Raw genomic sequence first — 19,768 nt, forward strand, 5'->3', positions numbered from 1 at the left:
TCGATACCACCCCATCAGCATGATATAGGCGTTTGTTACTACCAAAGCTGTTCCTAAACCTAAGTTTCCGTATTCCCTGAATAGGTATAAGTATGCACATTATTGCTCGAAGTTGAACCAGTCCAAGTTTTAGATACATCAAAAACATATTTATGTGAGCTTCTTATTAGAGAAAAAATAGATTTCTACTTTTCAGATATAATGAGAGATAAACGTTTATCTATGCATAAGAATAGTAAAAATAATGAAATTGATTATAGAGAAATAGCTATTCAGCTAAAAAAAGAATTTATGAATATTTTCTCTATAAATCAAGCCGTATAAACTGAATGTAAAATACCTCCAAAGTACTTACACAATGACCTCCATGTGCACGCCAAGTGCACATGATTGAAGCTTAGTAAAGATACCTTTTAATAATCAACCAATTAAAAAATTACGGACACGGGTTCAACCCCGTCAGCAAAAAAGAACGGTAAGTTTTATATCTTTTAAGGATAAAAATCTTAGCAATATGAAGCATTAATTAGAAGATGAAATGCTAATTTCATGCTGAATGCGATAATCCAAGTAACATCTATATTATCTTGTTGAAATAAATTGAACATTTCAATCAAATAACCCTCCTTTACTAATAACCATGACCTGCAATAATCCCACCTCGATATAGTAAACAAAGGAAATTATAACATGACTAAATTACACTTATTATTAGTAATTGCTGTGTTTGGAAGTGCAGGTGGAAATGCCTTAGCCTCTACGAATAATGAAGGCTATTATGCTGCTGCACGGCTCTCTAAGGTATGGCAAAAAGCAGATAATATGGACACCAGTAGTAGACCAGGCATTGGTCAATTTGTCTCGGGTGATGATAAAGATGATTTTTATAATGGCTCTTTAGCTGCTGGCTATCAATTTGGTAATGGTTGGCGTACAGAAGCGGAATATACTTTTAATAAAAAAGCAGAGTATACTAGTGGATCAACAACTTTCCCGACCAGCTTGAATCACCATAAAACAGAGTCCCAACGATTAATGCTAAATGCTTATCGTGATTATGAAATTTATCAGGGAGTTTCTATTTATGGAACCGCTGGTGTTGGTATCGCAAAAGTTAAATCGTCTGGATGGCAAGGAAATGTTTCACGTCAATACGCAAGTAACACTGATACAAACTTGGTATATTCTCTCGGTGCTGGCGTCAGCTATGAACCTATTAATAAACTCAATTTTGACGTAGGCTACCGTTATGTGGATCTAGGTAAAATTGAAAGTGGCATGAACCGATTTGCTAATGCTCGAGGCTTACAAGACGAGCAAATGAAAGCACACCTTAAATCTCAAGAAGTTATATTTGGTGTCAGATACTTATTTTAGTATTTTTATAGTGTTATCTCATTGGTAATGTCTCAAAAATAGCTAACTCTTGTTAGCTATTTTTAATTGTGGTGAATACATTCAATTTTTGCCATTATTGCTCGAGTATTGCTTTATATGACGTTGGGTATCTTTCACGAATAGCTGTCTATGAAAACAACAAGCCATGTTTTATATTTTAAAAAATTCAGATTTGGGGTGCTATTGGCTTTGACTGGGAGCGTAATGTTCATTGAAGTACCTACAGAGCCGAACTCATACTAAAATAAGAAATAAAAAGTGCCTAAAAATACAGGAGAAAATATAATAATAGCTATACCTCAAGATATCATTTTGATATTTTTTGAAAAGAGAAATGATGTAGACCTTTTTGCGTTAAGATAAGGCCAAACATAACTTTATGATGTATAACCTGAAATAAACTATGAAAACATCCTTGCTATCAAATAAGACCACACTAATCGTAATAATAGGATGGCTATTACTTTATTACGTAACAGGTGAAATCTCCGAAATACTTACACCAGAGAATTCAGATATTTCTGTTGTCTGGTTTCCTGCGGGTGTCGCAACAACCGCTTTTTTATGTATGCACAAGCGCCAATGGTTACCATTACTGATTGGCTTCGTTGTATTAAACTTGATTCTGAATGGCTTCGATAATGAGCAAATCACCCTTTCACTTATATACGCCGCTCTAGCTGTACTTTCTTGTATTGCTATTGCTTGGATTGTCCGTAGGTATGCTCATAGAGGAGATGATCTGCAACTAATATTGTTATGGCTATCGGCAGTAATAATTGTCAGTTTTGCAGATGCAGTTTTATTTTCTATCAGTTTGTATTGGTTTGATAATACATCACTTAATGATATTTTCTGGGATGGTTTTATTGCTGATATTACTGGCAACATATTTGCGACAACAGTGATTATGGGGCTAATTAATACCCATTTCAAAAGGGTGGTGCCTTCTTTCAAAATTAATATAATTTGGGGAAGTATTGTTTTTATTCTTCTTATTATTAGCACAATATTAATATTCAATGATACTGCGATACAGATGTACTATTCCTATTTTCATCAGCATCGTAATACTGCTAAATTATCACTACTCTGCATCCCTATTTTGCTTGCTGTTACCCTGTCTATGCTATGGGGAAACAGAGGAGGATCAATCGCACTATTAATACTTGCCACTATTACAATCTATTACACTCGTAATCAGCAAGGACCTTTTTACCTTCATGGCCTATTTCGCCATGAATCACTGTGGTTAATACAGGGATATTTGACCGTAATATCATTATTAATGGTTTTTTTGCGGGTTGTCGCTCGAAGTACTCATAGAATTGATGACACACAAGGGGCTTATAAACCGCAGCACCTAGTATATCAACTTAATCTAGATAATGGTGCTATAGAATGGGGAAATACAGATTGTTCATATCCGAAGGCTGATTTAATAACCCTTTCCGCTCTAAGACAAATTATGGAATCTATTCACCCTGACGACCGAGAAAAACTCGCTCGACATTGGGAACAAGAGCAAGCTCAGACCACTCTTCCAATAATAACCTTTTGTTTGAAAGATAAAGAAGGTCGTTGGTGGAATATAGAAGATCGTGGAAGTGTTATTTTTAGTCATAACAAGCCAGTAATGATTGTTGGGAATTGGTTTATTTTGGGTGAAGTATCCTAAAATTGATGTAATAACAAAGGATAAGTGATGCTACAAATTGCATTATTACTTTTCGGTGCCGAATTTATCAGAGGAAAAGCACATTACCTCTGGGGGATTGGGCTCCTTTGGTGTTTTATTGGTATCTTTATTTTTATTGATGGTATTGATGGTATTCTTTTTTTTCCAATACATTTGTTTGGTTTTCTATTGTTACTTGAAAGTCTGATCACATTAAGTGTCGCTTCAAGTGGAATTGGGACACAAAAAACGATACTCTTCTTTAAAGGTGGTTTGTTTTTATTCTGTGCATTGGTTATCTTAATTAATCAAACATATAGCAATGTATTACTGTCAGCGATGTTCGGTTTTGTTTTTTTTATTACCGGATTATTTGTTGTTGCATCAGCTTGGATCGTACGTTTTCCTGGATGGCAATTAATCCTGTTATGGGGCGTAATTGAAATGCTGTTTGCCTTTTTTCTGTTTACCCATCACCAAGCAACAATTTCTTTTTTCATCGGCTTTTTGATGATAGGAAGTGGATTTGGATGCCTGAAGTTAGCATTTCGAGCCCGTCATATCCAACGAGGAACATCCATATTTGAACTGATGCGTCCTTTACCTGTATCGTTTAAGAAAAAAGGGGCTACGCGACCAATAACGGAAAACCTACAGTCCCCTACTTTAAATAGAGAAACTGAACAAGGTACTATTTTGACTGTTCATATCTGGACCCCCGAAGGCTCCGCAAACCAACGTCCTGTACCACGGCCAATTATTAATCGTTATATTGCGGCTGTTGATTCTGAGGGGGTAATCTCTACGGGGCATGCATCTCTAGAACTCTATCCGCACCTCTATATCAGCTTATACCCTGAAGAAGATATTGATCGCTCTCCTTCAGAATTTTTCAGGCTACTAAAAGCAACCGCTGATAATAACGTTACGGGGCGTTTCTTGCCTAATTATCAAGCTGAAGCATCCGAATGGTGTGAATCTGACAGACAGATTGTTTTCAATGTTTATAACTATGCTTCTTTATTGAGTTTTTGGGAAAAATATCGCCAATATCCTATTTATAACCTAACATATCAAAACTGTTCCAGCAGTGTTGCATATGGTTTGGAAGCTGCGTTGGATGGTGTTTTGTCTATGCAAAAGAGAAGTGATTTTATCGGGATTTTAAATGTACTTTGTATGCCAGAGTTATGGATTGCGGCTCAAATTCGTCGGCGTGCGCTGATGATGGCATGGACCCCAGGATTAATTATGGATTATGCACGTGCTTTGCGGGCTATTGTACACCCTGTTCCTGTTCCTTGGTATAAACGCTTACTTAGGCGTTGAGTTTCATAGCTATGATGACATTTTTATCTCAAACATAGTTTAGAATTGTCATTTTGGAATGTTTGCTAAATAAGTTAAAGAGGTTTTTATGCTGAAAGTGTACGCAATCTTAATGGTGTCTATCATAGCTGAAACAACCGCGACAACCATGATGAAGGCGTCTGATGGGTTTACCAAGTTGGTGCCCAGTATTATTGTCGTTATTGGTTATGCCATTTCTTTTTATGGCTTATCCCAAGTTGTAAAAAGTATGAATATTGGTATCGCCTATGCGATATGGGCTGGAGCAGGAATATTTCTTGTTTCAGCATTATCGTTTTTTGTTTATAAACAGAAACTTGATTTTCCAGCATTAATTGGTCTGGCATGCATTGCGCTGGGAATTGTTATTATCCAGCTGTTCTCTAAATCAATTACTCATTGAGTGTCGAAATTACTCAACAAGAATGGATTAAATGACGACAATTACAAAGAGAAAATCCTTATTACAGCCTCTGTGTGGTAATATATTACACAGAGGTTATAACTGTAATTAACGGGATTCTACCAACTCATTAATATGATAATATGTCAGCAAATTTCATATTTTCTGGCTGGGTTTCTTTTTTAACTCGGTGATAGTACTCTCAATTTCACATTAGCCTCATACCATCCATCACAGAGATTATGATGAGCAACGATATTGCGTAAAATCAATCCATTGACCACAGTTATCATCGCTACGTTTTGCAGCATCAATAAAAGCCATCCCCTGTAGGCCAATTTCAATACCCGGTAATAGCGGTGATGCGCCACCTCCCTCGCGTAAACGTGTTGCTGCCTCACGGTAAATCTGTGCAAAACCTTCTAAATATCCTTCGGGATGCCCGGCTGGAACCCTTGACATCGCACGGTTTTCCTCCCATTGAGACATTGATCCCCGTGACACACAGTACATGGGCGAATCAAACGGTTTTAACCATAATTGATTAGGATTTTCTTGGGAAAATGAAAGACTCCCTTGGCTGCCATATATGCGTAGTCGCAACCCATTTTCTTCACCACAAGCCACTTGGCTCGCCCATAGACGCCCTTTTGCCCCGTTGTGATAACGCATTTGCACACGCACATCGTCATCTAGCACTCTTCCTGGGATCATTGATGTGAGTTCAGCACGAATGGACTCTGGTAACATCCCTGTGACGAATGAAGCTAACTGCCACGCATGAGTACCGATATCGCCGATACAGCCCGTCCCCGCTTTTTTTGGATCGGTACGCCAATTCGCCTGCTTGTTTTCAGTTTCCTCTAATCGTGTTGCTAACCACTGCTGCAAATACTCCACTTCAATATAACGAATTTCTCCTAGTTCCCCTGCTAATATCCGGCTGCGCGCTTCACGAATTAACGGATAAGCACTGTAATTATGCGTGAGAATCAGTTGCCTACCCGTTTCTCGCACAACATCAGCAAGCTGCAAAGCTTCTGAGTATGATGTACACAATGGTTTATCACAGATAACGTCAATACCTGAGCGCAAAAATTCAACGGCAATAGGGGCATGCAAGTGATTAGGCGTGACAATCGCAACAACATCAATGCCATCATCACGTGCGACTTCACTTTGCGCCATTTGCTGATAGCTGGCGTAGCATCGTTCAGGCGCAAGGTGCAGCCGTTCCCCTGTGCGTTTACCGTTTTCTTCATTCGAGGAAAATGCGCCTGCAACTAACTCAAACTCATCATCCATACGAGCCGCTAATCGATGCACGGCACCAATAAATGCACCTTCCCCGCCCCCAACCATTCCCAGCTTTAGTCTCATCGCCTTATCCTTTATTTATCACTTACGATCCCAAGTAATGCTCTGATTTGTTGAAGATTAGTATCTACCACTGCAAAATCATCAAAGGCATGATCAACCACTGGAATAATATGATTGGCGATAAAGTCGGCTCCCTCTTTCGCCCCGGCATCTGGGGATTTAAGGCAACACTCCCATTCCATTGTAGCGACACCGGAAAAACCGTACTGAGTTAATTTGCTGAAAATAGATACAAAATCAATCTGACCATCCCCTAACGAGCGAAAACGCCCTGCACGCTCAACCCATGATTGATAACCGCCATAGACACCGCTACGGCCATTTGGTGTATATTCCGCATCTTTGACATGAAATGCGCGAATGCGTTGATGATAGCAATCAATAAACGCAAGATAATCCATTTGCTGGAGCAATAAATGACTTGGATCGTAGAGAATATGGCAACGCGAGTGGTTATCGACAAGCCCAAGAAAACGCTCAAATGTCACGCCGTCGTGTAAGTCCTCCCCTGGATGCAACTCGTAACATACATCGACGCCACACTCGTCAAACACATTCAGAATAGGCAACCAACGCAGCGCAAGTTCAGCAAATGCTTCGTTAAATAGTTGCGCATTGTGAGGGGGCCAAGGGTAAAAATAAGGCCACGCCAGCGCGCCTGAGAAAGTCACATGCGTAACTAACCCTAGGCGCTGCGAGGCTTTTGCCGCTTTGATGAGTTGCTCCACCGCCCACTGCTGGCGCTTTTGAGGATTACCTCTGACACTCACTGGGGCAAAACCATCAAAAACAGTGTCATACGCTGGATGTACCGCAATCAATTGGCCTTGTATATGAGTCGATAACTCACTGATCTGAATACCATATTGCTGTAACATGGCAACCAACTCATCGCAATAAGTTTGGCTTGTGGCTGCCAAGTCTAAATCAAAGATACGTGGGTCGATCGTTGGCACTTGAATATATGTAAAACCTAGGCTTGATGCCCATTCAGCAAGGCTTTCTAATGAGTTAAAAGGGGCTTTCTCGCCAATAAATTGTGCTAGAAAGATACCTGGACCTTGGATTGTTTTCATGACTCACTCCCTAAAATCACAGTGCGCTGTGTACGCACAGCTTCATCCGCAGCAAGAACAATTCGCAAGCTATTGAGTGCATCTTGTAAATGCTGTTCTAATGAAAATTGTTCCGTAATCGCTTGAATAAAATAACGTTGTTCACTTAGGCACAGCGCCAAATGGTCTGGCTCATCTTGGCAGTCAACCCAACGGTCAGGATGTTTAAAAGCATTGTTTTTATCAAGCTCTGCATAATGGATACGTAAAGAGTCAGTGCGTGTGTGCCCATCAACATTGTCGCTATTTCCTTCTCCATGCCGAGCCATTATCGAAACCGCACCGCGAGGGCCTATAACATCTTTGATAAAATACGCCGTTTCGCTGATCATTGGTCCCCAACCCGCCTCATACCAACCTACTGAGCCATCATCAAAACGAACCTGTAATTGACCATAGTTATACATATTGTCTGGTAATTCATCGGTCAATCTTGCGCCAATAGCGCTGACACTCACTGGCTGAGCTTGGGTCATTTGGCACATCACATCTAAATAATGAACGCCACAGTCAACTATCGGTGACAGTGATTGCATCAGGTTACGGTGTACATTCCACATCTGCCCATGGCTTTGTTGATTCAAATTCATTCTCATCACTAATGGCTTACCCAGCTCATGCGCTAGATGAATGAATTGTTGCCATGATGGGTGATGACGCAAGATATAACCCACCACCACTTGTCGATGGGCTTGTTTAGCAGCAGCAATGACGCGCTTAGCCCCTTCAACCGTAGTGGCTAACGGCTTTTCAATAAACACATGACAGCCAGCCTTGAGTGCTAACAATGCATAAGCTTCATGCGTATCAGGGTATGTCGTTAAGCAAACCGCATCTGGTTGCGTTGCTTTTAATGCCTGTTCGTAATTATCAAACGTGGCATATTCACCACCTAAATGTTCATTGAGAGCATCTTTTGAATGACCACGAGCCACCAGCCCGCATATATCAACGCCCTCCATTCGGTGGTAAGCCTCTGCATGAGAGGCTCCCATATTGCCGCAACCAACGACTAAGACGCGTAAATTTGCCATCTTATTTCTCCTCCACTGGCTTTTCTTTATAGTTGAACGTGAAGAAGAACAATGCGGCAATCAGTAACGCACCAATCGCTGGGTACCACCAAAAACTTTGCCATTGTGGCAGAGCCGCTGCGCCTTCCGTTGTGACAATGCTATTGAACAGCATTCCACTGATTTGTGAACCAATTAACATCCCCACGCCATAGGTAAACAAGACCAGCAAGCTCTGCGCCTGCCCTTTTACTTTCTCGCCAGCAACTTTGTCTGTATAGATAAAACCAATAACAAAGAAGAAGTCATAACACATACCATGTAAGAAAATACCGATATAAATCATCCAGCGCAGTTCTTCAGCAATCCCTAAGGCAAACATGACATAACGTAAGCACCAAGATAGCATCCCAATCAGCAACATCACTTTAATACCAAGACGAGCAAAGAAGAATGGTATCAATAACATAAAGAACAGTTCTGACATCTGCCCTAAAGACATCACGCCACCAACGTTAGTAAATCCTGTCGCCGCAACAAATGGCGCCGCATAGGCATAGTAAGCCGCCAATGGGATAGAGATCAGCATTGCACAAATGATGAAAACTAAGAAATGACGTTGCTTGAGCATGGCAAACGCATCTGCGCATAACAAGTCGCGCATCGCAACAGGTTTACCACGCTCTGGTGCTGGCGTGTGTGGTAATGTAAAGCTGTAAATCGCTAGTACCAACGAAGCTACTGCCGCCAAGGTGAAAATTTCTGTACTATCTGATAACCCTGTTGAACCGACAATCAGCCCCGCAACAATCCAACCAAATGTACCGAATGCACGCACAACTGGGAACGCTTTCTCACTGTTCGGTAAACTATAAAAGGCAACGTTGTTACTAAGAGCAATAGTTGGCATATAGCAAAGCATATAACCAAAGATTATCCATAACAGACCGCTATGATCCCCCGTAAAGTAACTTGGGATCATCCATAACAAACCGGCACCGATGAGATGCAGCACGCCAAGCACTTTTTGTGATGCAAAAAAACGGTCAACTACCATCCCTAGTACAAAAGGAGATAAAATAGAGGCGATGGGCCCTGTCGAATAGGCATCACCAATAATTGCTGATAAACCATATTTCCCCATGACAACCCCTAGCGTGACATACCATGCCCCCCACACAAAAAATTGAAGGAACATCATTAACGCCAATCGCGGTACTACCCATACATGGGCAGTATTTTTACCACCTTGAGCAAGACTATTCGTACCCATAAGACCCCCAATAATTTCTATTTTTTATTAGCCACTTTCAGGTAAAAAGGACGGCATAACCACGCCGCTTGGTTTCTGCACAGCACCTTTGACTTGCGCAAGATGCAATTCACAAATTCTACCGCCCCATCGTAATAGCGCTTGGCACAGTGCGCTTCGCTCTGTGGGAACTAAAACGACTGGCATCGCACCACGATGATGTTTGTCTAGCATCCAACCGAGTAAATCCAGCGCTACCTCATCACGATAGCTGCAGCCGGGCCCTAACATCCTCGATGCGGGGTGTGCGATAGAGGCAAGATAACCTTCGATGCGCTGGTTATGTTCCCAGACTGCAATTCGCCATAACCCGCTGGTGTCATTTAAAAAATATTCAATATCCCGCTGACGACTAATACCTAATAAATCCGCTTCCAATTGTAAAATAGCCGGTAAGTCTTCGGTTCGAGCATCTCGCACAATTCCTTCGGTCAAGCGAGGGAGATTCACGCCTTGCTCTGGTACTGAAATCACCATGTCTTGGTAAATTGCATAAGGTGTAAAACCGCCGCGGCGATAAAGAGAATAAGAGTCTAAATTCAGGGCACTTGAAATTAAGCGAATGGGTAAATTTCCGGCTAATTCATCCGCTTTGGACAGTAATTTCTTTGCAATACCCTGTCCAAATGCGTCGGGATGGACATTCATAATCCCAAGGCCCAAATGTGTTTCTCGTGGGTGAAAAAAACACGAGCCAAGAATATTGAGTTGTGAATCACGGGCTACCCAGTGGTAGTCAGGATCAAGTTGTTGGTATACATCAACAAATAAATGGCACTCTTCAGGCGCAGACTGAAATATTGCGCCTAAACCATGTTGTTGATACCAGGCATTCGTTGAGTGATAAATCAAATGCGCGACTTCACTCCGATCAGTGCATTTCGCAAGCTGTAGTTGTATATCCATTCATTACCTCTCATGTTTTATTGTTTATAAAATGAGGCTTTTCACTAAATGGCAGCTAAATCCAAAAATGAAATCGATTACATTTTTACTGAAATCGATTTCATTTATAAAATATAGCCAAATTGTTTCTTTCAGCAACTAGCTGAATGGTTCAATAATGACCTAAAAGATAAATTTGTAATCTGCATCACAAGTTGCTTGTATCAATCGTACTTTTCATCACGATGTTGCATACTGTGCATGGCAATAGACAAAAGGAAAAGTGAATAATGTCGATAGAAAAAGTGGCGAAAATTGCAGGAGTCTCTGCCGCAACGGTTTCACGGGTATTGAATGATCAACATATTGTAAAACCCGCAACTCGAGATAAAGTTCTCGTCGCCATCGCTCAGTGTAATTATCAACCTAATTTATTAGCGCGCCAGCTACGTACCTCGCGTAGTCGCATGCTATTGGTGCTGGTGTCTAATATCACTAACCCCTTTTGTTCATTGGTTGTACGTGGTATTGAAGAAGAAGCGGAACGCCACGGCTATCATATTTTGTTATGTAATTCTGAATCCAATCCAACGCGTGAATCCGCTTATCTGAGTTTACTCAGAGGTAAGGTTGTTGATGGCGTCATCACTATGGATGCTGTGAGTTGTTTGCCGGGGCTTACTGATATGATTGGGGATTTTCCGTGGGTACAGTGTGGTGAAGGGGATCCAGAATTTCGTGCTTCTTCGGTTACTATTGATAATTCACAAGCTGCTAGCGCAGGCGTTTATCATTTAGCAGCGAAAAATCGCCAACGCATTGCATTAATTAACAGTGATATGCGTTACCTCTATTCACAACAACGGGAACAAGGGTATCGAAAAGCACTCGCTGAACTTGGCTTTGAATATTGTAAAATCGAGTATGTAGAAGAATTAGATTACACCGCGGGGGCGAAGGCCATGGAAAAGTTACTGCAAAATGCGCCCAAACCCGATGCTGTATTCGCGATTTCTGATGTCATCGCAGGCGGTGCAATGAGTGTTTTGCATCAGCAGGGATTGCATATTCCGAATGATATTGCTGTGTTAGGGTTTGATGGTGTGCCCTTCGGTGAAGTAACCACACCGCCATTAAGTACCATTGTGCAACCGATGCATCAATTTGGCATCCGTAGCGTTCAACTGCTACTCAATAAAATTAAGCACCCGCAGCTCGATGACAGCCATGAAATCCTCGAATGGCAATTAATTGAACGCGGTTCAACTTAACTCACTTTTTTACTTCCATTCTGGGGCTGTGATATTGAAATAATACGGATAAGAAACGACGCTATAATTTTTCTAGTGAAGCGGTTTTGTCTCCTGTATCAACCCATATTTTGATCAATACAGAAGTCGTACCTTCGTTAACAACCTTCAATGCAACACTACCCAAAATTCATTGTTTAGTGTTAGTTAACTCGCCTTGAGTAAGGCTTTAACTAACCACATTTACACCATAAATTATGACTTGATTTTATTCATCGCCATCAGCAATAAAAAATATCCACCACCTAAAATAGCGACAAAAATTCCAGCTGCAATCTGTGTTGGATAAATAATAATTTGGCCTAGCCAATCTGCCCAAACCATTAATATACTACCGATTAACCCACTAATAATAAGTTGTTGTTTCGCCTTTTTAGCGCCAACTAAAAAAGCCATATGGGGTGCAACTAAACCAAGAAATGCAATGGGGCCAACAGTGGAAGTGACAAAGGCACACAATAATGCAACTAAGATTAATAGCAATATAGTCGCTAATTGTGAATTTAGTCCTCTTCCCTGTGCAAATGTTCGACTAATTGATAATAAAACTAGCCAACGATTTAACGTGATCGCTAATATCGTTAACACAACAACACTGATAGAAAAAATAATGGCCTGTTGCCCTTCCACACGATAAGTTGAGCCTGAAAGCCATAATAATATCCGATAGCTACTCAATGTCCCTTGAGCTAAAAAGAACTGAACAAAAGCTTCTAACGTTGCCGTTAGGCAGATCCCTGTCAAAATTAAACTTGCTGGTGCGTATTGGTGCCGTTTACCTAGGTATAACAATATTCCTAATACAATCAGGCTCCCGATTAAAGCAACACCCCAAAATGAGGTTTGAATAGCCGTGCCTAATAGTAGGCTAAATAGAACGAGTGCCGCTGTAGCCCCTGAAGAAACCCCTAAAATATCTGGGCTGGCCAACGGGTTATAAATAATCCTTTGTAATAAAACCCCCGCAATACTCAATGCTAATCCAGCAAATGTCGCCGCTAATAAACGAGGCCATTTAATATCCCATTGAAAACTTGACGGCAGTTGCCAATAATATTGTTCACCATTCGTTTGTAAGCAAAGGGAAAATACAACTCCACTTACTAACAATAAAATAAGAATAGATACCGTGGTTTTAGAAAGTATTATTTTTGTTGGTAATAACCCTATCGATAATTGATCTTGGGCTGTCATTGTTCGGCGGCTAAACCAGATCAATAAAGGAGCACCAATAGCAGCTGTCATTACACCCGTAGGAACCACAATATTAAGGTAATTTGTTAGTGCGATTGCCCCGCTGTCTGCAAGAAGCAATAAAATAGCCCCTACAACTGCACTATTTAATAACTCTTGCCTTGTACTCATATTACCCATTCGCCGTACTATATTTGGAGCTAATAAACCAATAAAACTAATAACCCCTACAGTTGAAATAGTCGCCGCTACTAACCAAGATGCTAAAACAATAAAAAGTAAAAAAGTTGGTAAAACGGATAAGCCTCGAGCTTTAGCCCCCTCATGGCCTAATTTCAATAATGTCAAAATACGTGGGGCGAAACAGATAATAATAATAACAGGGAACAATAAAGGTAATAAACCAACCACTTTTTGCCAACCATCTTGCGCTAAATTTCCTGCTCCCCACATAAAAATATTTTGTGCAAATTGCGAATTTAATGTAATTAATGCAGTCGCTATAGCACCAAACAAAATATTTATGACCATTCCTGAAACAACTAACGGAATGCCTGTCATATTACGAATACCTGCAATTAATATTACTAAACCAAATGCAAGTAATGCTCCCACCATCGCAGCTAGCGTTTGATATAACCCAATCTCGTTACTAAACCAAATATTGACTACCACTAATGCTAACCAAGCACCGGATGATGAACCTAACGTTAGTGGTGAAGTAAGATTATTTTGTGTTAATTGCTGCATCAAACTGCCCAATAAACCAAAAGTTGCTCCCACTAATAATGCCATAGCAAGGCGTGGTAATTGGCCATATAAATAAAAATAATCAGCAAATGTATCGGCTGAAGCTGGATGAATAACTAAAAATAATTGCTGACTGAGTGTAACCCCAGGTTCGAGCTGAAGGTTAATCAGCGCGATCACCATTAATACAAAAAATAGTATTGAGTGCTGTTTAGTTGTCATTATGAGGAGCAACCTGTAATAAGCTTTCTGTTAATGCTTCCGCCATTAATTGCAAGGAAAAGACACCACCATAATTCCAAACGGGACGAACACTATTTATCCGCCCTTGTTTAACAAAAGGCATCGACTGCCATAATATGGAATCATTCAGTTTTTTTTCTTCTACAAATGGTTTGATGTATAACACGTACCCATCATTTATAAACTGCAATGAATTTATTCGTCTCTGCTCTATTCCCCAAGGACGTGCGGGGACTAAAATAGCAGGCTTTAATGCAAGCTGTTCAAGAACATAATTGAGTGTTGAATTCTCAGTATAAAGAAAAATAGTGCTTAAACTTGAAAACCGGATAACAGCAACACTTGGTTTCGTTGTAAAAGCACGTTCAAGTTGTGATCTTAATTCAGCAAAACGTTTATCCATTTTCACTAAATATTCATCGGCAAAAGACGTCTTCTCAAATAAGCGAGCCAACGTTTTAAAATGAGCAATGGCTACAAGCCCTGAATCATCTTGACGTGCAAAATTTGATAAATAAACGACTGGCGCTATTTTTTCCAATAAAGGCAGTAAATCTTCTTGCGCGCTACTTGCAATAATAACATCAGGTTTCAATGCGGCAATTTGCTCTAAATTAGGCTCAGCTCGCGTACCCACCTCTTTGACCGAAGAAGGAACAGCTGGGTCAACAACCCATTGCTTGTAACTCTCTAATTCCGTGGCCCCAACAGGCGTAATTTCAAGCGTTAATAGCTGTTCCAGCAAATCCCAATCTAAAACCACAACGCGCTGAGGCGGCGAATTGAACTCGACAATACCACGACTGTCCGTAACAGAATAAGCCCGTGTATAAAATGAGCATACTAATGTACTTGTTAATAAAATAAGGCCAAGCAAATTGATTCTTAAGCGCATACGATAGCAACCCTATGATGTTCTGACTCTGGAAAACTAGGGTGTGGTATTAATTTAATCGGAGTATCGTAGAGTGACGATAGCCTTGCTTCATCATGGAGAAGAACGCTTTTTCCCTCAAATTCTATTTTCCCTTTTTTTAATGCCACGATGTGTGTTGCATACCGTAAAGAAAGGTTGAGGTCATGAAGGATCACAATCACACCAATCCCATGAACTTTATTAAGCTCACTCAATAAATTCATTAACTGGTATTGATGGTGAATATCTAATGCAGAAGTCGGTTCATCCAGTATTAAAACTGGTGATTGTTGAGCAAGTAACATGGCAACCCATGCGCGCTGGCGCTCTCCACCAGACAAGTTGTCCGCTAAGTTCGCGGAAAACCCCTCAACCCCAGCTTTCTCCATCGCTTGTTGGATAATAATTTCATCGTCAGCTTGCCAGCGACCAAGTGCACCTCGCCACGGAAAACGCCCTAACCGCACAAGTTCTTTCACAGACAGCCCCGCTGAGGCTGGCAGTTTTTGTGGCAAATATGCGATTTTCTGCGCTAATTCTTTCGTTTTATATTGAGAAAGACTCGTGCCATTTAAATCAATTTGCCCGCTATCCGGTGCCATCTGCCCAGAAAGGAGATTAACCAGTGTAGATTTTCCTGAACCATTATGACCAAGAACCACTGTGAGTTCTGTTGTGGGTATATTTAACGAATCTATAGATAAAATAGAACGATGATCGCGAACGATATTAATATTTGCTAATCGAAACATAGAAAGGACTCAAGGCATGCCAACATTATTAGCATGCCTTTTTTAAAATTACCAAGTGTACTTTGTTTGTAACACAAATGAGCGCGATTGGCCGTAATAGCACCAGGTATCACAGGATGAAACATACTCTTTATTGAGGATGTTATTCATATTGAACTGGAACTGCCAATTGTTCGATAATTGATATATCGCGGCCATATCCCAGAGCGTCGCACTAGGAACAGAAAGGTTGCTGCTTGCTGGGTTATCCTTTGATTGACCATAATAGCGAATACCAGTTCCGAGTTTTAACGACTGGTTACTCACGATTGGAATTTCGTAGTCAGTCCAGACAGTCGCCATATGTTTGGGGATCGTACCAGCCTGTTTACGTCCCTTACCACCTGTTTGATCTGTTTTCGCATTGGTATAAGTGTATGTCGCTTTAATATCCCAATTATCAGTAACACTTGCAAATAGTTCTGTTTCTATACCTTGTGAAGTGACTTTACCTGTTTGTGTTGCAACAGGGTGTTCAGGAGTTGTGACTAACGCATTTTTTTGTTCGATATCGAACCAAGCAATATTCCAATAACCATCCATAAAATAAGGTGTATATTTGATACCTGCTTCAAATTGCTCACCTTTAAGTGGTTTATACAGTTTTTGGGTTGTTGGGTCGATTGTCGATTGAACTTCAAAAGATTGAGAGTAATTTAAATAAGGTGAAATACCATTGTCAGCAATATACATTAAACCCGCATTTAAACTCATCTGCCCATCATTTCTAGACTCATCTTCTGCTTTTTTATGTGCTTTATTTTCAGTTTTTACCCAATCATAACGTGCACCAACGACCCCAATCCATTTGCTATCAAGCTTTGTTTGGTATTGTGAATAAATACTAGCTTGTGTTTTATCAATAGTGCGATGAATGTTATTTGATGGGTCAAGTGGGGTATAGTGCCCATAAACTGGCTTCCACGGGTTAATTTTACCAAAAGCATAATTATCCTGTTCATCGCCTTTGGTTTGATGATATTGGAATTCAATACCCGCAAGTAAGGTATTTTCAAACCGCTCACTATCCCATTCACCGACGATATTGTTATCAAAACTAAAACTTTGGTTTTTACCATCGCGAAAAACAATACCTTGCCCCAATTCCTGCACGGTAGGGTCTGCATTAAAGAAAGCATAAACACTTCTGAGTGTTAGGTCGTTGTAACCATAATTTACACGCTGCGCAAAACGCCACTCATCATTAAATTGATGTTCTAATAAATAACCCACTGAGAACTGAGTCCGCTTGTATTTATCGTAATCAGGCTCACCTAAATTGGTTGATGGCTTAATTTTACCGTAATTAGAGTGAATTAATGTTCCCGCCGCTGGGAAAAAAGGATTCGTGGGCGTACCATCATCGTGCAGATACGTCCCCATTAACGTAAGTACAGTCTGATCAGACAAGTCAAATGCCGCACTTGGCGCCAGATAAATACGTTTATTATCCGTGCCTTTGAGTTCCCCATCCGATTTTTTCATCGTTCCCACTAAACGGTAGCGGGCACCTGCATCGGCTGATGCTGTAGAAAGATCAAAGCCTAGCGCTTGATGATCGTTATTACCCGCTTCTAAAAATATTTCATTTTTAGCATTAATAGATGGCTTTTTCGTTACTAAATTAACAGCGCCTCCAGGAGTGGATTCGCCAAAGAGAACGGCTGATGACCCCTTCACGACTTCAATACTTTCCAATCCATAAGGTTCAAGTAGCCAAGTGTAGTAGCCATCTCGATATAACCGGCTATTATCTAAATAAGTTGCGGCATCAAAACCGCGAACTTTGAACCAGTCCGTATCATTATCAGCCCCATAAGGTTGTGCAACAACCCCCGAGGTATAGCGAAGTGCTTCATCAATTTTTTGCGGAGCATGTATGGTCAAATCTTGTTCCGTAATAATTGAAACAGATTTTGGCGTTTCTTGCAGCGCAGTATTCACTTTGAGTGCTTGTGCACTGACAATGAAAGAGTCTTTTTTGTCGCTATTTTGTTCATTTGCCATGGATTGGTTTTGAACAGCCAGCGCTAATAGGGTGAAAATGGCAACCTGATGTAAACGAAATAAACCTAAATTTTTCACAAAATAGTTCCAATGATAATAATAATAAGTCTCAGTATTATTCCTAAAAATAAGTCAAATTAAAATCAATTTGGCATATTTGCTTATAACAAATAGTTATTAAAAAAATCAGATTAAACACAATTAACCATACATAAGGAAGGGAGATTATTAGTCAAGAATAACGAAAATGATCTCGATGCGAGTATTAGGTCATTATTTAAGTTAACAAACGCAAAAAATAAGGCGGGAATGACCTTTCCCGCCTCGTGCTATCATTTTACTTATCAGCTTGTTAGAAGTTTTGGATTACCAGAACAGCGCATATAGCACACATAAGATAACCATAATTGCGTATGATGCGATATTGAAGCCTGTCGATGTTTTAAAAGTCTCCGACGTTAGGATAATAGCCCCTTCACAGTCATCTTCTTTTGCCGTTGTCAGGCTAATTAAACCAATCACCACCGCAGTAAAGAAGAAGGTGTACATCATTTGGTCAAGGAATGGCATACCTAACGGCATTAGTTTTAAGAATAATGCAAACGGAATTGAGAGCAGCACACCGATAATCGCGCCTTTCGCATTGGTTTTCTTCCAAAATAGACCTAATAAGAATACCGCTAAGATACCTGGGCTAACTAACCCGGTATATTCCTGAATATATTGGAAAGCTTGTCCAATGTTACCCAGTAATGGGGCGATGAAGCATGCGACGATTAACGCAACAACTGCACTAATCCGCCCGACATTCACTAATTTATGGTCCGCGGTTGATGGAGCAATGTATTCTTTGTAGATATCCATGGTGAAAATAGTTGCCACTGAGTTCAACATGGAAGCTAAAGAAGAAACGATAGCCGCAGCTAATGCCGCAAACACAACCCCTTTAGCGCCTACGGGTAAGAATTGTGTTAACCATGGGTAAGCTTTGTCCGCTTGGGCCAATGTTGGCATATGTTCTTGTGCCATCGTTCCTAATCCCGCCAGTAATGCAGGGTCAGAAACTATCACAAATGCCGCAATACCCGGTACGACAACAAGGATTGGGACAATAAGTTTGAGAAATGCGGCGAAAACCAAGCCTTTTTGTGCTTCATTAATAGACTTAGCGGCTAATGCACGTTGAATAATATATTGGTTGAAGCCCCAGTAATATAAATTGGCAACCCATAAACCGCCAATTAACACGGCAATACCGGGTAAATTGCTAAACTGAGGGTTGTCTTGGCTTAAAATCATTTCAAAATGCGCAGGCGCTTCACTTGCCATACGGCTCATACCTGCGAATAACCCCGCATCACCGCCAATATAGCTCACCGCCATTATCGTGGTTAAAAAGCCGCCTAAAATTAAGAAGAAAACTTGTACAACATCCGTCCACGCAACCGCAGATAGCCCGCCATAAAGAGAGTAAATCACTGCAAATAATGCTAAGCCGAAAATAGCATAATGCATTGGAATACCTAGGATTGTTTGTAATGCTAACGACCCTAAATAGAGAACTGAAGTTAAATTAACAAAGATAAATAATGCCAACCAAAATACGGCTAAGATTGTTTTTAACGTTTTATTGAAACGTTTTTCAACAAACTCTGGAATGGTAAAAATACCTTTATCAATAAACACGGGCATGAAGTATTTTGCGACAATGATCAGTGTTAGTGCTGCCATCCATTCATAGGATGCGATAGCCAAACCTATTGAAAAACCAGAGCCCGACATACCAATAAATTGCTCTGCTGATATATTTGCCGCAATCAGTGAAGAACCAATAGCCCACCAAGGTAATGTTTTTCCTGCTAGAAAATAGTCTTTTGTACCTTTCTTTTGTCCTTTTTTATCTCGAGAAACCCAAAGACCAACACTAATAATGACAAGCACATACAGAATGAATATTCCGTAATCTAATGTGCTTAGCCCAACCCCTTCAGTTTGCATAATCAAATTCCTTCGCCAAGTGATA

15 protein-coding genes are annotated in these 19,768 nt (G+C 40.5%); 5 read left to right on the forward strand and 10 right to left on the reverse strand.

Going from position 1 to position 19,768, the window contains the following annotated elements; translation table 11 throughout:
* Positions 1–690 precede the first annotated feature (690 nt).
* The 4 genes from PSF31_RS04370 to PSF31_RS04385 all read left to right on the forward strand — a co-directional run bounded on the left by PSF31_RS04370 (position 691) and on the right by PSF31_RS04385 (position 4,829).
* Positions 691–1,377: an outer membrane protein gene (locus tag PSF31_RS04370; RefSeq protein WP_096863345.1), complete on the forward strand. Its 687-nt coding sequence runs from the start codon at positions 691–693 to the stop codon at positions 1,375–1,377.
* Positions 1,378–1,801: 424 nt separating this feature from the next.
* On the forward strand, positions 1,802–3,076 hold the full coding sequence (locus PSF31_RS04375) for an MASE1 domain-containing protein (RefSeq protein WP_096863344.1): 1,275 nt from the start codon (positions 1,802–1,804) through the stop codon (positions 3,074–3,076).
* Between the two features lie 27 nt (positions 3,077–3,103).
* Complete coding sequence (locus PSF31_RS04380) at positions 3,104–4,405, forward strand: HdeD family acid-resistance protein (protein WP_164561165.1); 1,302 nt, start codon at positions 3,104–3,106, stop codon at positions 4,403–4,405.
* 91 nt (positions 4,406–4,496) lie between these two features.
* The gene (locus PSF31_RS04385; protein WP_371021498.1) at positions 4,497–4,829 is read left to right on the forward strand and encodes a DMT family transporter; all 333 of its coding nucleotides are present in this window, start codon (positions 4,497–4,499) and stop codon (positions 4,827–4,829) included.
* A 240-nt stretch (positions 4,830–5,069) separates the two neighbouring features.
* On the opposite strand, the gene PSF31_RS04390 is transcribed toward PSF31_RS04385, so the two are convergent.
* From PSF31_RS04390 to PSF31_RS04410, 5 genes are read right to left on the reverse strand one after another with little or no spacing between them, the layout of a single operon-like run.
* Complete coding sequence (locus PSF31_RS04390; protein ID WP_096863343.1) at positions 5,070–6,209, reverse strand: Gfo/Idh/MocA family protein; 1,140 nt, start codon at positions 6,207–6,209, stop codon at positions 5,070–5,072.
* Between the two features lie 11 nt (positions 6,210–6,220).
* Positions 6,221–7,285, reverse strand: a complete 1,065-nt coding sequence (locus tag PSF31_RS04395; RefSeq protein ID WP_096863342.1) for a sugar phosphate isomerase/epimerase family protein — start codon at positions 7,283–7,285, stop codon at positions 6,221–6,223.
* Complete coding sequence (locus tag PSF31_RS04400; protein WP_096863341.1) at positions 7,282–8,358, reverse strand: Gfo/Idh/MocA family protein; 1,077 nt, start codon at positions 8,356–8,358, stop codon at positions 7,282–7,284. The genes PSF31_RS04395 and PSF31_RS04400 overlap by 4 nt, the downstream gene beginning before the upstream one ends.
* Before the next feature lies 1 nt (position 8,359).
* Positions 8,360–9,610, reverse strand: coding sequence for an MFS transporter (locus tag PSF31_RS04405; protein ID WP_004261658.1), 1,251 nt, complete (start codon positions 9,608–9,610; stop codon positions 8,360–8,362).
* Positions 9,611–9,637: 27 nt separating this feature from the next.
* On the reverse strand, positions 9,638–10,555 hold the full coding sequence (locus PSF31_RS04410; RefSeq protein WP_096863340.1) for a GNAT family N-acetyltransferase: 918 nt from the start codon (positions 10,553–10,555) through the stop codon (positions 9,638–9,640).
* A 269-nt stretch (positions 10,556–10,824) separates the two neighbouring features.
* On the opposite strand from PSF31_RS04410, the gene PSF31_RS04415 reads away from it, so the two are divergent.
* Positions 10,825–11,805, forward strand: coding sequence for a LacI family DNA-binding transcriptional regulator (locus PSF31_RS04415; protein WP_096863339.1), 981 nt, complete (start codon positions 10,825–10,827; stop codon positions 11,803–11,805).
* A gap of 234 nt (positions 11,806–12,039) precedes the next feature.
* Here the strand turns inward: PSF31_RS04415 and fhuB are convergent, their stop codons facing one another.
* The 5 genes from fhuB to PSF31_RS04440 all read right to left on the reverse strand — a co-directional run bounded on the left by fhuB (position 12,040) and on the right by PSF31_RS04440 (position 19,743).
* Complete coding sequence (fhuB, locus tag PSF31_RS04420) at positions 12,040–14,010, reverse strand: Fe(3+)-hydroxamate ABC transporter permease FhuB (RefSeq protein WP_096863338.1); 1,971 nt, start codon at positions 14,008–14,010, stop codon at positions 12,040–12,042.
* Complete coding sequence (locus tag PSF31_RS04425) at positions 14,000–14,926, reverse strand: ABC transporter substrate-binding protein (protein WP_004261668.1); 927 nt, start codon at positions 14,924–14,926, stop codon at positions 14,000–14,002. The genes fhuB and PSF31_RS04425 overlap by 11 nt, the downstream gene beginning before the upstream one ends.
* Positions 14,917–15,699 (reverse strand): ABC transporter ATP-binding protein, encoded by a 783-nt coding sequence (locus PSF31_RS04430; RefSeq protein ID WP_004261670.1) that lies wholly within the window; start codon positions 15,697–15,699, stop codon positions 14,917–14,919. Before PSF31_RS04430 ends, PSF31_RS04425 begins: the two co-directional genes overlap by 10 nt.
* Before the next feature lie 48 nt (positions 15,700–15,747).
* Positions 15,748–17,823 (reverse strand): TonB-dependent siderophore receptor, encoded by a 2,076-nt coding sequence (locus PSF31_RS04435; RefSeq protein WP_096863337.1) that lies wholly within the window; start codon positions 17,821–17,823, stop codon positions 15,748–15,750.
* A 288-nt stretch (positions 17,824–18,111) separates the two neighbouring features.
* Positions 18,112–19,743, reverse strand: coding sequence for a sodium/sugar symporter (locus tag PSF31_RS04440; protein WP_094962103.1), 1,632 nt, complete (start codon positions 19,741–19,743; stop codon positions 18,112–18,114).
* Positions 19,744–19,768 lie beyond the last annotated feature (25 nt).

Origin of the sequence: Providencia sp. PROV156 (genome assembly GCF_028480905.1) — a bacterium.
GTDB classification, from domain to species: Bacteria; Pseudomonadota; Gammaproteobacteria; order Enterobacterales; family Enterobacteriaceae; genus Providencia; species Providencia hangzhouensis.